9 protein-coding genes, 2 pseudogenes and 1 riboswitch are annotated in these 13900 nt (G+C 73.4%); of the genes and pseudogenes, 4 read left to right on the top strand and 7 right to left on the bottom strand.

Translation table 11 applies throughout. The annotated features are described in order from the left end of the window. Positions 1-71: 71 nt before the first annotated feature. The 3 genes and pseudogenes from ACFXMG_RS04895 (at position 72) to ACFXMG_RS04885 (ending at position 2748) form a co-directional block, all read left to right on the top strand. A complete protein-coding gene (locus ACFXMG_RS04895) occupies positions 72-1088 on the top strand; it encodes an ArsR/SmtB family transcription factor (RefSeq protein ID WP_383819196.1) in 1017 nt (338 codons plus the stop codon). 168 nt (positions 1089-1256) lie between these two features. After that, a pseudogene (locus tag ACFXMG_RS04890) lies at positions 1257-2489 on the top strand (alkyl/aryl-sulfatase); the annotation flags it as partial. 112 nt (positions 2490-2601) lie between these two features. Further along, on the top strand, positions 2602-2748 hold the full coding sequence (locus ACFXMG_RS04885) for an alkyl sulfatase C-terminal domain-containing protein (RefSeq protein WP_383819237.1): 147 nt from the start codon (positions 2602-2604) through the stop codon (positions 2746-2748). Between the two features lie 75 nt (positions 2749-2823). On the opposite strand, the gene ACFXMG_RS04880 is transcribed toward ACFXMG_RS04885, so the two are convergent. Then, positions 2824-3375 carry an FcoT family thioesterase gene (locus tag ACFXMG_RS04880; protein WP_383819198.1) on the bottom strand — a complete coding sequence of 184 codons (552 nt, stop codon included), beginning with the start codon at positions 3373-3375 and terminating at the stop codon, positions 2824-2826. 262 nt (positions 3376-3637) lie between these two features. Between ACFXMG_RS04880 and ACFXMG_RS04875 the strand changes: the two genes are divergently transcribed. Further along, on the top strand, positions 3638-4456 hold the full coding sequence (locus ACFXMG_RS04875) for a sulfite exporter TauE/SafE family protein (RefSeq protein ID WP_383819200.1): 819 nt from the start codon (positions 3638-3640) through the stop codon (positions 4454-4456). A gap of 51 nt (positions 4457-4507) precedes the next feature. Here the strand turns inward: ACFXMG_RS04875 and ACFXMG_RS04870 are convergent, their stop codons facing one another. The 6 genes and pseudogenes from ACFXMG_RS04870 to aceA all read right to left on the bottom strand — a co-directional run bounded on the left by ACFXMG_RS04870 (position 4508) and on the right by aceA (position 13898). Next, positions 4508-6406: an MFS transporter gene (locus tag ACFXMG_RS04870; RefSeq protein WP_383819201.1), complete on the bottom strand. Its 1899-nt coding sequence runs from the start codon at positions 6404-6406 to the stop codon at positions 4508-4510. 201 nt (positions 6407-6607) lie between these two features. After that, positions 6608-6958 (bottom strand): annotated as a pseudogene (locus tag ACFXMG_RS04865) (acyl-CoA thioesterase); the annotation flags it as partial. Positions 6959-7143: 185 nt separating this feature from the next. Next, the gene (gene metE / locus ACFXMG_RS04860; RefSeq protein WP_383819203.1) at positions 7144-9462 is read right to left on the bottom strand and encodes a 5-methyltetrahydropteroyltriglutamate--homocysteine S-methyltransferase; all 2319 of its coding nucleotides are present in this window, start codon (positions 9460-9462) and stop codon (positions 7144-7146) included. Positions 9463-9646: 184 nt separating this feature from the next. After that, a riboswitch (cobalamin riboswitch) is annotated at positions 9647-9796 on the bottom strand. A gap of 215 nt (positions 9797-10011) precedes the next feature. Continuing rightward, the gene (locus ACFXMG_RS04855; RefSeq protein WP_383819205.1) at positions 10012-10908 is read right to left on the bottom strand and encodes a 3-hydroxybutyryl-CoA dehydrogenase; all 897 of its coding nucleotides are present in this window, start codon (positions 10906-10908) and stop codon (positions 10012-10014) included. Beyond that, on the bottom strand, positions 10905-12497 hold the full coding sequence (aceB, locus tag ACFXMG_RS04850; RefSeq protein WP_383819207.1) for a malate synthase A: 1593 nt from the start codon (positions 12495-12497) through the stop codon (positions 10905-10907). The genes ACFXMG_RS04855 and aceB overlap by 4 nt, the downstream gene beginning before the upstream one ends. Positions 12498-12605: 108 nt before the next feature. Next, entirely contained in the window at positions 12606-13898 is a 1293-nt protein-coding gene (gene aceA / locus ACFXMG_RS04845; protein WP_383819208.1) for an isocitrate lyase, read from the bottom strand. Between the last annotated feature and the right edge of the window lie 2 nt (positions 13899-13900).

The following is a 13900-nucleotide window of genomic DNA, read 5'->3' as shown; positions in this document are numbered from 1 at the left end:
ACGAGAAGCGGGCATGGGTGTCAGCACACGTCGCCCGTGCCGTGCGCGGAATGGATTTACCCTGGGGCTTAATGATTCGGTTCCGGCTCGGTGTGGCCGATCTCGCGGCGACCTCCTTCGCCTACTCACCGTTGCAGGAGACCGTCCTCAGCCTGCGCATGTGGACCCCGCACGCCCAGCGGTTCCCCACCCTCCGCCCGTCGTTCGGCGCCCTCCGCCCCGCCTTCGAGCGACTCGACCACTCGCTCCTCACCTCCCTGGTCGCTCGCCGGCGGTACTGGGTCCCCGACTTCCTCACGCCGCGGCCCGCCGGGCCCGTACCCGACGTGCGGCGTGAGTTCGCCGTGCTGCGGGCCACCGACCCGGCGGAGGTCCGGGCGGGGCTGGAGCAGACGTTCCCGCCGTTGGGGGAGCCCGTACCGGAGAGGCTGGCCGGGGGGCTGGACGATCCGGGCGGGCTGCTCGCGGAGATCGCGGCCGCGCTGGAGGAGTACTGGGAGACCTGTCTGCGGCCCTCCTGGTGGCCGAGGGCGCGGGTGGTCCTGGAGGCGGACGTCGTCCACCGGGCGCGCGTGCTGGCCGAGGGCGGCGCGGACGCGCTGTTCGCCGGGATCAGCACCCGCCTCTCCTGGAGCGCGGACATGCTCGTCATCACCCGCGACGGGCCGTGGCCCTCACCCCCGGACGACATCGCGGTCGACGGGCGCCGCCTGCTGCTGACCCCGAGCTGCTTCGCCGACGGCGTCTCCACCATGCTCAGCTCCGCCGCGCCACCGCACATCGTGTACGGCGCCCGGGGCCTCGCCACCCTCGCCGAGCAGGCTCCGCCCGCCGCCCCGCGCGCGCTGGAACGGCTCCTCGGCGCGCCCCGCGCCCGCCTGCTGACCGCGCTGTCCGAGCCCGCCTCCACCACCGAGCTCGCGCACCGCCTCGGCGTCACCCCCGCCGCCGTCAGCCAGCACCTGTCCGTGCTCCGCGCGAGCCACCTCGTGGAGCGGACCCGCCACGGCCGGCACGTCCTCTACCGGCGGAGCCCCCTCGGCGCCGCGCTCTGCTCGCCCCGTACCGACGGCGAACTCCGCTTCTGACCGACACACCGAGGGCACACCCACCACACCCACCCCGCCCACACCCGGCGGACATAACGCCGCGTTCCCGACATGCACCCGAGCGGGTGTGATGTTCAGATGGGGCCATGCACGCCGTGCCGGGGGCTCCTCGCCACGCGTGTCGAACCCCGCTGAACGGAGTGAGAGATGACGGCCCTCCCCTTCGAGGACACCACCGACTTCGAGAACGCGGACCGGGGGTTCATCGACGCCCTGTCCCCGGCGGTCGTGACCGGCGCGGACGGCCGTGTCGTGTACGACAACGACGCGTACGCGTTCCTCAAGGCGGAGTGCCCCGACACGGCGCACCCCAGCCTGTGGCGCCAGGCCCAGCTCTGCGCCCGCCAGGGGCTGTACGAGGTGACCGAGGGGATCTACCAGATCCGCGGACTGGACATCTCCAACATGACGCTCGTCGAGGGCGAACGCGGCGTGATCGTCATCGACCCGCTGCTCAGCACGGAGACCGCCGCCGCGGGCCTGGCCCTGTACCGCGAGCACCGCGGCGACCGCCCGGTCACCGCCATGATCTACACCCACTCGCACGGCGACCACTTCGGCGGCTCCCGCGGCGTCCTGCCGCGCGGCACCGAGGAGGGCGTGCCGATCCTGGCTCCCGTCGGATTCCTGGAGCACGCGGTCAGCGAGAACGTGTACGCGGGCAACGCGATGACGCGCCGCGCGGTCCTCATGTACGGCAACTCGCTGCCGAAGTCCCCCGAGGGCCAGGTCAGCGCCGGTCTGGGCATGGCGGCGTCCGAGGGCACCATCTCCCTGATCCCGCCGACCGTGGACATCACGGAGACCGGCCAGGAGGAGACGCTCGACGGAGTCCGGATCGTCTTCCAGCTCACCCCGGGCACCGAGGCGCCCGCCGAGATGAACTTCCTCTTCCCCGACCACCGTGCCCTGTGCCTGGCTGAGAACGCCACGCACAACATGCACAACATCCTGACCCTGCGCGGCGCCGTCGTCCGCGACGCCCGCATCTGGGCCCGCTACCTCGACGAGGCCGTCGAGTACTTCGGCGACGGCTACGACGTCGCGTTCGCCTCCCACCACTGGCCCACCTGGGGGCGGGAGAACGTCGTCGCCTTCCTCACCGCCCAGCGCGACCTCTACGCCTACATGCACGACCAGACGCTGCGCATGCTGAACGCCGGCCTCAGCGGCCCGGAGATCGCCGAGGAGATCCAGCTCCCGCCCGGCCTGGAGAAGTCCTGGCACGCGCGCGGCTATTACGGCTCCCTCTCCCACAACGTCAAGGCGATCTACCAGCGTTACCTCGGCTGGTTCGACGGCAACGTCGCCCATCTGTGGGAGCACCCGCCCGTCGAACTCGCCCAGCGGTACGTCGAGTCGATGGGCGGCCCCGAACCGACCCTGACGAAGGCGCGCGCGTACGTGGAGGACGGAGACCTCCGCTTCGCCGCCACCCTCCCACCGCTCCACCCCGGCGGCCCAGCAGCCCCAGGCCCAGCCGGCCCTCACCCTGACCCTCACCAAGCCCCAACTCCTCGGCGTCCTCGCGGGCAAGGGCCTCGACGGCGTCACGACGACCGGGGACCCGGCCCTCCTCGCCCGCCTCTTCTCGTACGTCACCCAGCCCGACCCGGCCTTCCCGATCGTCACCCCCTGACCCGAGGGGCCTACGCCAGGCCGGGTCACGAGGAGGCCGGGGTCATGAGGAGGCAGGGTCACGCGGAGGCAGGGCTCAGGCCGGTGGGTTCGTCACCGCGAGCCTCACCTCTCCGTGGCACCGGCCTCCGTGCGCGTCGCTGAACCGGCACACCGTGTCGAGCAGGATGAGCGGCCCGCTGCGCCCCGCCCTCTGCCGCACGGCGACGAGCCGCACCTCGCCCCGGAAGTCCTGGCTGCGCATCGCGCGCGGGTAGCGGCTGCGCATGTCGAGGATCAGGATGTGCGGCAACTGCCGTTCCCAGTAGTGGTCCATCGTCCACTCGCTGAACGGGCTGAGGACCCGGTCCCGTACCGTCGCGGCGAGCGTGTAGTACGCGAGCTGGTTGAAGCAGATGTTGAACTCCACCGCGTTGAAGTGCCCGGTGTCGGCGATGTAGCAGGACTCGGGGATGGTGAACGTCCCGTGGCCGGTGAGCAACTGCCCGCCGCTCCCGCCCGGTTCCAGCGAGGCGTCCCGCAGATAGCGGCAGTTCGGTTTGTACGGCGCGAGCACGCGCTCCAGGAGAGGGCGGTCGTCGCCGTCCGGACCGGGTGCGGACGGGCCTCGCGGGGCAGGGTCTGCCATGCCAGTGATGATCACGCACCCAGCGTGGTGGCACCGGCGGACCCGGGTCCTGACGACATGCCGGGGGCCGACAAGTTGCCAAAAGTCGGCTCATTCCCACGCGCCGGGCGCCCCCTCCGTGCCTTCCGTCCCCACTCCCCGGCCTCGGAGTGCGGTGCCGCTCGGAGGACCCCACGAACCACGAGCAGCGGGCCGGTGGCTTTCCCCGAAGCTGTGGGGCCATAGTGGCGGGTGGGGCGTGTGACCGGCGACGATGCCACGTATGACCGCCGCACAGACCTCCCTCGCCCCGCTCCGCCCGACGCACTCCCTGCCCGTCGTGTTCGGCGCGGGGGCGGCCATCGGCGTGCTGGGCGGGATGATCGGGCTGGGCGGGGCGGAGTTCCGGCTGCCCCTGTTGATCAGCCTGTTCGGGTTCGCCGCGCTCTCCGCCGTCATCCTGAACAAGGCGATGAGCCTGGTCGTGGTCCTGGCCGCGCTGCCCGCCCGCCTGACGGCCGTGTCCGCGTCCGAGCTGGCGACGCACTGGCCCGTGGCGGTCAACCTGCTCGCCGGAAGCCTCCTGGGCGCCTGGGCCGGAGCCTCCTGGGCGGTACGGATGCGCTCCTCGACGCTCTACAAGGTGCTTGCCGCGCTGATGGTGCTGATGGCCGGGGCGCTGCTCTTCACGCACTTCGCCACGCTCGGGACGCTCGACCTGCCGCCGTGGGCGCAGGTGCCGCTGGGTGTCGTGGCCGGGTTCGGGATCGGGGTGGTCGCGGCCGTCATGGGCGTGGCCGGCGGCGAGCTGCTGATCCCGACGATCGTGCTGCTCTTCGGGCAGGGCATCAAGACCGCCGGAAGCCTCTCGCTGCTGGTGTCGCTGCCGACGATGCTCGTCGCCTTCGCCCGCTACAGCCGTGACGGCAGCTTCGCGGTGCTGGGCGCCAACCGCCGGTTCGCCCTGGTCATGGTCGCCGGGTCGATCGCGGGCGCGGTGCTCGGCGGGCTGCTGCTCGGCGTGTTCCCGGACGTGGTCCTCATCCCCGCCCTGGCCGCGATCCTGCTGCTCTCCGCCGTCAAGCTCGCCCGTCACGACTGACCCCGTCACGACTGACCCCGTCACGACTGACCCCGCGCGCGGCCGGGACCGTCAGTAGTGGGGCCCCATGGACATGAGCAGCGCCCCGACGCCGATGCTGACCAGCCCCGGGGCCAGCACGTAGCCGACGCGCGCCCGGGTGTCGACGCCGGGAGGCGACGTCAGAGCGGCGGCGACAACGGTCTGCCGCCACAGGAAGGCGACGAGCACGAGGAGAGGTGCCGTGGGCAGGACGATGTGCTGGCCCGTGAAGTGGGGGACGGCCCCGCCGACGCCCGCGATCCCGAGGACGCCGAGGGGCACGGCGAGCGCGTCGGCGCGGGCTCCGATGCGGCCCGGGTGGTCGCGTACCAGGGTTCCCACTCCGATCGCGGCGACCGCGGCGAAGGGGATCGCGGCGAGCATCCCCCAGCGCCAGGTCAGGCCCATGGGGAAGAGCCAGCCCGCCAGCAGGGCGAGTGCCGTGCCCGTCCCCGTGACCAGGACGTAGGTCCCGAACGCCGTGCGGAGTTCCCGGGCGTCCGCGAACAGGCCGGACACGAGGAGCGCGGCGCAGGACGAGACCAGCGCGGCGAAGACCCCCGCCAGGACGCGGGCGCCGATCAGCATGTCGGCGTTGGGCGCGGTGCCGGCGAGCGCCGCCGCCACCGCGAACCCCGCCAGGCCGATGATCAGCGCTCTTCTGCGGCCCAGGGCGTCCGCGATGCGCGCACCGAACGGCAGGAGGACGAGGAAGGCGAGCGCGTAGCCAGTGGTCAGCACGTCCAGATAGACGGTGGAGGACACCCTTACGGAATCGGGGAGTTCCAGGTCGGTGTGGAAGTTCCAGCCCGTCGCCGCTATGCCGGAGATCGACGCGTCCACCAGCACGACCAGCTGCGCCAGCGCGAGCGCCAGCAGGCCCCACCAGCGCCTCCCGCGCGGGACCGCCAGGTCGGCCGGGACCGTCGGGTCGGCCGGGCGGGCAGGAGCCGTCGGGGTGTACGCGGGCGGCGCGGCGGCCGGGCGGACGCGCGGGTCCTGCGGGGCGGCGGGCGCGCCGGCCGGTACGGAGGGGGCGTAGTCCAGCAGGTGGGCGGCGCGGCGGCCGAGCTGGGCCAGTACCGTGCCCGGCAGCCACTCGCCGTCCTGGGCGGTCGCCGTGTGGGCGGCCACCTCGTGCGGGGTGGGCCGCTTCGCCGGGTCCTTGTGCAGGCAGGCGCGTACGAGCCCGACGAGGGAATCCGGTACGCCGGTCAGGTCCGGCTCCTCCTCGGCGATCCGGAAGAGGTGGGCGTTCAGGCCGGACTCGGCGGCGCCGAAGAGGAGGCGGCCGGTGGCGGCGTACACGAGGACGGCGCCCAGGCAGAACACGTCGGACGCCGGGGTGAGTTCGAGGCCGCGGACCTGCTCCGGCGACATGAAGCCGGGCGAGCCGATGAGCATGCCGGTGCGGGTGTGCAGGCTGTCCCCGGCCAGGCTGTCCATCGCCCGCGCGATGCCGAAGTCGATGACGCGCGGTCCGTCCACGGTGACCAGGACGTTCGACGGCTTGAGGTCGCGGTGGATCAGGCCCGCGTCGTGCACCGCTCGGAGGGCGAGGGCCAGGCGGTGGCCGAGGACCCGCACCGAGTGCTCGGGCAGCGGCCCGAAGTCCTCGGACACGACGGTGGTCAGGTCGGGGCCGGGGATGTACTGGGTCGCCACCCACGGCACGGCGGCGTCGGTGTCGGCGTCCAGGACGTCGGCCGTCCACGCCCCGCCGACCCGGCGGGCGGCGGCCACCTCGCGCGCGAACCGCCTCCGGAACTCGGCGTGCTGGGCGTGCTCGGCCTGCACGACCTTGACGGCGACGGTACGTCCCAGGTCGGAGCGGCCCAGGTACACCAGCCCCATGCCGCCCGCGCCGAGGCGGGCGATGAGCCGGTACGGGCCTATGCGTGCGGGGTCGTCCCCCGTCAGCTGTTCCACGGTGGAAAGGCCAGCCCTTCAGGTTTCGGTCGTCCAGGCCGCGCTGCGTGGCCCTGCGGTGCCCCCGGGAGGGGTGCGGAGCCCAACATAGAACAGGATTCCAATCCACGGACAACTCATGGGCAGTTGAAGATCGGATCGGTGAACCGCCAAGGCCGGTGCGGACGTTCAGCCGAGGCCGGGGAGGGAGACGTCGAGCGCGGGCACGGGGCGGGGGGTGCCGTCGGCGTCGACGGCGACGAAGGTCAGGAAGGCGGTGGCGACCTCGGTCGCCGGGCCGGAGTGGTTCCAGCGCTCGGCGGTCACCCGGATCCCGACCGTCATGGAGGTCCGCCCGGCGCGTTCGAGTCCGGCCTCGACGCTGAGCAGGTCCCCGGCCTTCACGGGGGCGAGGAAGGTCATCCGGTCGACCGAGACGGTGACGGCGGGCCCGTCGGCGTGCCGTCCGGCAGCCGCGGCCGCCGCGTCGTCGATGAGCTTCATCATGACGCCGCCGTGGATGGTGCCGTACAGGTTGGTGTCGTGCTCGCTCATGATGTGGGCGAGCACCACCCGCGAGTCGTCGGGGGTCTTGACGGGGCGGGAGTCGGGGGCGGGGCTGACGACGGTGGGATCGGCCACGTCGACCTCTCCTTCATGAGATGGGGGTACGGGGAGCGGTGGAGCGAGCTCGGGCGGCTCACCGGCGGCCGGCCGCGAGGGGTGTCCTCACGGCCGGCCGCGTCGTCGGGGGCGGCTCAGGACGCGGAGAGCTCGGCGCGGACGGTCAGGGCCGCGGCGACGAGGTGCTCCAGGGAGGCGCGGGTCTCGGCCCACCCGCGGGTCTTCAGGCCGCAGTCGGGATTGACCCAGAGACGCTCGGCGGGGATGGCCTCGAGCCCCGCGCGGAGCAGCTCCGTGGCCTCCTCGGTGCCCGGGACGCGCGGGGAGTGGATGTCCCAGACGCCGGGGCCCGCCTCGCGCGGGTAGCCGTGGGCGGCGAGTTCGCGGGCGACCTGCATGTGGGAGCGGGCGGCCTCCAGGCTGATGACGTCGGCGTCGAGGTCGTCGATGGCCTGGACGATGTCGCCGAACTCGGCGTAGCACATGTGGGTGTGGATCTGGGTGTCCGGCCGCACCCCGCCGGTGGTGAGGCGGAAGGCTTCGGTCGCCCAGGCGAGGTACCGCCCGTGGTCGGCCCCGCGCAGCGGCAGGGTCTCGCGCAGCGCCGGTTCGTCCACCTGGATCACCGAGGTGCCGGCGGCCTCCAGGTCCTGGACCTCGTCCCGCAGGGCGAGGGCGACCTGGCGGGCGGTGTCGGCGAGCGGCTGGTCGTCGCGGACGAAGGACCAGGCGAGCATGGTGACGGGCCCGGTGAGCATGCCCTTGACGGGCTTGGCGGTGAGGGACTGGGCGTACGTGGTCCAGCGCACCGTCATCGGCCGGGGCCGGGAGATGTCGCCGGCGAGGATCGGCGGGCGGACGTAGCGGGTGCCGTACGACTGCACCCAGCCGTGCCGCGTGGCGAGGTAGCCGTCGAGCTGCTCGGCGAAGTACTGCACCATGTCGTTGCGTTCGGGCTCGCCGTGCACCAGGACGTCGAGGCCGGTCTTCTCCTGGAAGGAGACGACCTCCTGGATCTCCGCCCGGATGCGCTCCTCGTACCCCTCGGTGCCGATCCGTCCGGCGCGCAGGTCCGCGCGGGCGGTGCGCAGCGCGGCGGTCTGCGGGAAGGACCCGATGGTGGTCGTGGGCAGCAGGGGCAGTCCGAGGTGGGCCCGCTGGGCGGCGGCCCGCTGCGCGTAGGGCTGGGAGCGCCGCCCGTCGGCGTCGGTGACGGCCTCGGTGCGGGCGCGGACGGCCGGGTCCCGGGTGATCGGGGACTCGGCGCGGGAGGCGAGCGCGGCCCGGTTGGCGGCGAGTTCGCCCGCGATGGCGTCGGTGCCCTGGGAGAGGCCGCGGGCGAGGGTGACGAGCTCCGTCGTCTTCTGGCGGGCGAAGGAGAGCCAGCGCAGGACCTGCGGGTCGATGTCGTGCTCGGCCGCCGCGTCGAGCGGCACGTGGAGCAGGGAGCAGGAGGCGGAGACGTCGACGTGTCCGGCGAGGCCGAGCAGGGTGCCGAGGGTGGTGAGCGACCGCTGGAGGTCGTCGACCCAGACGTTGCGTCCGTCGACCACCCCGGCGACGAGCCGCTTGCCGGGCAGTCCGCCGGCGGCGGCGAGCCCGTCGAGGTTGGCGGCGGCGGGTCCGGTGAAGTCGAGGGCGAGTCCCTCGACGGGGGCCTCGGCGAGCACCGGGAGGGCGTCGCCGAGCCGGTCGAAGTAGGAGGCCACGAGGAGCTTCGGCCGGTCCTCGGCGGTGCCCAGGTAGCGGTAGGCCCGGGCGGCGGCGTCCAGTTCGGCGGGCGTCCGGTCCTGCACGAGCGCGGGCTCGTCGATCTGGACCCACCGCGCCCCGGCCGCCCGCAGGTCGGCGAGGACCTCGGCGTAGACGGGCAGCAGGCGGTCCAGGAGGGTCAGCGGCTCGAAGTCCGCCGCCACCCCGGGGGCGGGCTTGGCCAGCAGGAGGTAGGTGACCGGCCCCACCAGGACCGGGCGGGCGTCCAGGCCGAGCGCGAGCGCCTCCCCGAGCTCGGCGACCTGCTGGGAGGGGTCGGCGGCGAAGACGGTGTCCGGGCCCAGCTCCGGGACGAGATAGTGGTAGTTCGTGTCGAACCACTTGGTCATCTCCAGCGGGGCGACCTCCTGGGTGCCGCGCGCCATGGCGAAGTAGCCGTCCGTGGCGTCGGCCGCCACGGCGTCCCGGTGGCGGGCGGGGACCGCGCCGACCATGACGGTCGTGTCGAGGACGTGGTCGTAGTACGAGAAGTCGCCGGTCGGCACCTCGGTGATGCCGGCCTGGGCGAGCTGCCGCCAGTTCGCGCGGCGCAGACCGGCGGCGGTGGCGTGGAGGGCGTCGGCGGTGATCCGGCCCTTCCAGTACCCCTCGATCGCCTTCTTGAGCTCACGGTCACCGCCCTGACGGGGGTAGCCGTACACGGTCGCCCGTGGGGCCGCGGCTGCGGACTTCGTGGTCACGGAGATCTCCTTCGCGAGATGGATCCCTGAGGTCCGGAGACCGTCGAAGGCGCGAGGAGAGACCAGAGGCGGGCGGGTGCGCCCGTGCGCGCAGGGGCACGGCGGTCCGTCCGTATGGTCGCCGACCCGCCCTCGAGGTCACCGGATGGCCGCGCGCGGAACGGTCCGCGTGCGGGCAACGGGCAGGTCTTCGGACTCGCGGGCACGCCCTCCTCGTGGAGGCCACCTACTGGCCGTCGCTTCCCAGGCCCTCTCCGGGCCCAGTGCGTATGACGGCGGTCGTTCCCGCTCACCGCTGCGGGGCAGTCCCGGATTCCCACCGGGTTCCCTCTTACGACGCATCCCGCCTGGCGGACGGGGCGAACCAGCTGCGGACGCCACCCTACGCGGCCCGGCGCCCCTCGCCGAGGAGGAATCCCGGATCGTGGAGGGTGAGATGAGACACCGCTGCCTCTCTCGGTGGGCGGGTGGCCTCCACACCACCCGCCCACCCGCCGCCGCGGGGCCGGTCCGGACCCTCACCGGCCGGACCCCGCGCCTCCCGGGCCCTCAGCCCCGGGGCACCGGGTGCTCGCCGGCCACCCGGTCGTACGTGTGGAACCCGCGCCCGGACTTCCGGCCGAGCAGCCCCGCCTCCACCATGCGAAGCAGCAGCGGCGGGGGAGCGTGGAGCGGTTCCTTGAACTCCTCGTAGAGCGCCTCGGCGATGGCCGCGAGGGTGTCGAGGCCGATGAGGTCGGCGAGCCGGAGCGGGCCCATCGGGTGGGCGCAGCCGAGCTCCATGCCGCGGTCGACGTCGGCGGGGGAGGCGAACCCCGATTCGGTCATCCGGATCGCCGACAGGAGGTACGGCACGAGCAGCGAGTTGACCACGAAGCCGGCCCGGTCGCCGGACCGCACCACGGACTTCCCGAGCGTCCCGGTCACGAAGTCCGTCACCTCCGCGACGACGTCGGGCGCCGTGCGGAGCGTGGTGACGACCTCGACGAGGGGCAGGACGGGGACGGGGTTGAAGAAGTGGAGGCCGACGACGCGGTCCACGCGGCCGGTGGCCCTGGCCAGGCGCATCACGGGCAGGGACGAGGTGTTGGTCGCGAGGATCGCCGCCGGGTCGGTGACGGTCTTGTCGAGTGCGGTGAAGACCTCCGTCTTGACCGCGGCGTCCTCGGCCACGGCCTCCACGACGAGCTGCCGGTCGGCCAGGTCCGCGAGGTCGGCCGTGGCGGTGATCCGGCCCAAAGCGCTCTCCGCCGAGAGCCGGTCGAGCTTCCCGCGCTGGACGGCCCGCTCCAGGGAGACGGCGATCCGTTCGCGGGCGGCGTCGGCGGCCGGCCGGTCCACCTCGCACAGGACGGTGGGGAGTCCGGCCCGGGCGCAGACCTCGGCGATCCCGGCCCCCATCAGGCCGCCGCCGACGACACCCACGCGCCGGATGACCCCGCTCACGACCGGGGCTCCGTGACGCGGACGAGGTGGCGCGCGTAGGCGGACGGGGTGAAGAACGAGGGCAGTTCGGTGGCGAGGGCCGACTCCTCGAAGAGCGTGCGGACGTCCTCCAGGGGCGCCCCGGGCCGGTCGGCGGCGAGGGCGCCGAGTTCCCGGTCGAGCAGGGCGAGGACGGTCGTCCGGTCGACGACGCGGTGGCGGAGCCACTGCCAGATCTGGACGCGGGCGATCTCGGCGGTGGCGGCGTCCTCCATGAGCCCGTCCAGGGCGACGGCGCCCTGGCCGCGCAGCCAGGCGTCGAAGTACCGCAGGGTGACGGAGATGTTGGTCCGCAGCCCCTCCCCGGTGGGCGGGCCGCTGATCCGGCGGACGGAGAGCAGGTCGGGCGCGGCGGGCGCCACGTCCTCGCGCGTGCGGTGGATCTGGTCGGGCCGGTCGCCGAGGACGCCGTCGAAGACCGCCCGGCAGGTGGGGACGAGCCCCGGGTGGGCGACCCAGGAGCCGTCGAAGCCGTCCTCGGCCTCGCGTTCCTTGTCGAGCCGCACCGTCGCCAGGGCCGCCGCGTTCGCGTCCGGATCCCGGCTCGGGACCTGGGCCGCCATGCCGCCGATGGCGTGCGCGCCGCGCTTGTGGCAGGTGCGGACGAGGAGTTCGGTGTACGCGCGCATGAAGGGGGCGGTCATGGTGACCTTGGCGCGGTCGGGGAGCAGGAAGTCGGTGCGGTGGCCGAAGGTCTTGATGAGGCTGAACAGGTAGTCCCAGCGGCCCGCGTTGAGCCCGGAGGCGTGCTCGCGGAGCTCGTACAGGATCTCCTCCATCTCGAACGCGGCGGTGATCGTCTCGATGAGGACGGTGGCCCGGACGGTCCCCCGGGGGATGCCGAGGAGTTCCTGGGCGAGGACGAAGACGTCGTTCCACAGACACGCCTCGTAGTGGTTCTCCAGCTTGGGGAGGTAGAAGTACGGGCCCCGGCCGGCGTCGATCTGGAGCCGGGCGCAGTGGTAGAAGTACAGGCCGAAGTCGACGAGGGAGGCGGGCAGGGGGCGCCCGTCGTATTCCAGGTGGTGCTCCTCGAGGTGCCAGCCGCGCGGCCGCACGACGATGGTGGCGGGGTCCGGGCCGAGGCGGTACTCCTTGCCCTCGGGGCTCGTGAAGTCGACGCGGCGCCGGATCGCGTCGAGCAGGACGAGCTGCCCGCCGACCACGTTCTCCCAGGTGGGCGCGGTGGCGTCCTCGAAGTCGGCCATCCAGACCCGCGCGCCGGAGTTGAGGGCGTTGACGGCCATCCGGCGGTCGGCGGGCGGCCCGGTGATCTCGACCCTGCGGTCGGCGAGTCCGGGCGCGGGTGGTGCGACCCGCCACGAGGGGTCGTCGCGCACGGCGGCGGTCGCGACCGGGAAGCCGAGCGGGGTGCCGGTGGCGAGCCGGATCGCCCGCCGGCGCCGCTCCTTCAGGAGCCAGGCGCGGCGGTCGGCGAAGGCGGCGACGAGCCGGCCGAGGAAGTCGAGCGCGCCGGGGGTGAGGATCTCCTCATGGCGTTCGCCCGCGGCGGCGAGGACACGGACACGGGGCGGTGCGCTGACGGTCATGGAACTCTCCTGATGCTGCGGGCGAGGGTGGACGGGAGAGGCGGGGGAGGGAGAGGGGGGAGGGAGAGGGGGCGGGTGGCCGGGCGCGGCGCCCGCCCCGTACGGCTGCTAGTGGAACTGCTCCTCTTCGGTGGAGCCGGCCAGCGCCGTGGTCGAGGAGGCGGGGTTGACCGCCGTGGAGACCAGGTCGAAGTAGCCGGTGCCGACCTCGCGCTGGTGCTTGACCGCCGTGAACCCCTGCGCCTGCGCGGCGAACTCGCGCTCCTGGAGTTCGACGTACGCGGTCATGCCGTGCTCGGCGTAGCCCCGGGCGAGGTCGAACATGCCGTGGTTGAGAGAGTGGAAGCCGGCCAGCGTGATGAACTGGAACTTGTATCCCATGGCGCCGAGTTCGCGCTGGAACTTGGCGATCTGGTCGTCGTCCAGGGCCGCCTTCCAGTTGAAGGACGGCGAGCAGTTGTACGCCAGCATCTGGTCCGGGTGCTCGCGGTGGATCGCCTCGGCGAACTCGCGGGCCTGCGCGAGGTCCGGGGTGCCGGTCTCGACCCAGATCAGGTCGGCGTACGGGGCGTAGGCGAGGCCGCGGGCGATGACCGGCTCCATGCCGTTCCGGACGCGGTAGAAGCCCTCGGCCGTCCGCTCGCCGGTCGCGAACCGCGCGTCGCGCTCGTCGACGTCGCTGGTCAGCAGGTTCGCGGCGAGGGCGTCGGTGCGGGCGATGACCAGCGTCGGGACGTCCGCGATGTCGGCCGCGAGCCGGGCCGCGTTGAGGGTGCGGACGTGCTGGGAGGTCGGGACGAGGACCTTGCCGCCGAGGTGGCCGCACTTCTTCTCGGAGGCCAGCTGGTCCTCGTAGTGGATGCCCGCAGCGCCGGCCGCGATCATCGCCTTCGTGAGCTCGAAGGCGTTCAGCGGCCCGCCGAAGCCGGCCTCGGCGTCGGCGACGATCGGCGCGAGCCAGTCCCTGCCCCCGTCGGCCGAGGCTCCGCCCTCCGCGGTGGCGATCTGGTCGGCGCGCAGCAGCGCGTTGTTGATCCGTCGGACCACCTGGGGGACGGAGTTGACCGGGTAGAGGCTCTGGTCGGGGTACGTGTGCCCGGCCTGGTTCGCGTCGGCGGCGACCTGCCAGCCGGACAGGTAGATCGCCTGGAGCCCGGCCCGGACCTGCTGCACGGCCTGACCGCCGGTCAGCGCGCCCAGCGCGTGGACGTAGTCCAGCTCGTGCAGCTGCCGCCACAGCCGCTCGGCGCCGCGCCGGGCGAGGGTGTGCTCCTCGCGGACGCTGCCGGAGAGGCGGACGACGTCCTCGGCGGAGTACGTGCGCTCGATCCCCTTCCAGCGCGGGTCCGTCGCCCAGCGCCCGGCCAGGTCCTCCGCCGTCCGCTTCCTGGTGTCCGTCATGT

Origin of the sequence: Streptomyces sp. NPDC059201 (assembly GCF_042754585.1) — a bacterium.
In the GTDB taxonomy this organism is placed as follows: domain Bacteria; phylum Actinomycetota; class Actinomycetes; order Streptomycetales; family Streptomycetaceae; genus Streptomyces.
Note: the sequence above shows the minus strand (reverse complement) of the source record. Positions and strands in the feature narration are given on the sequence as shown.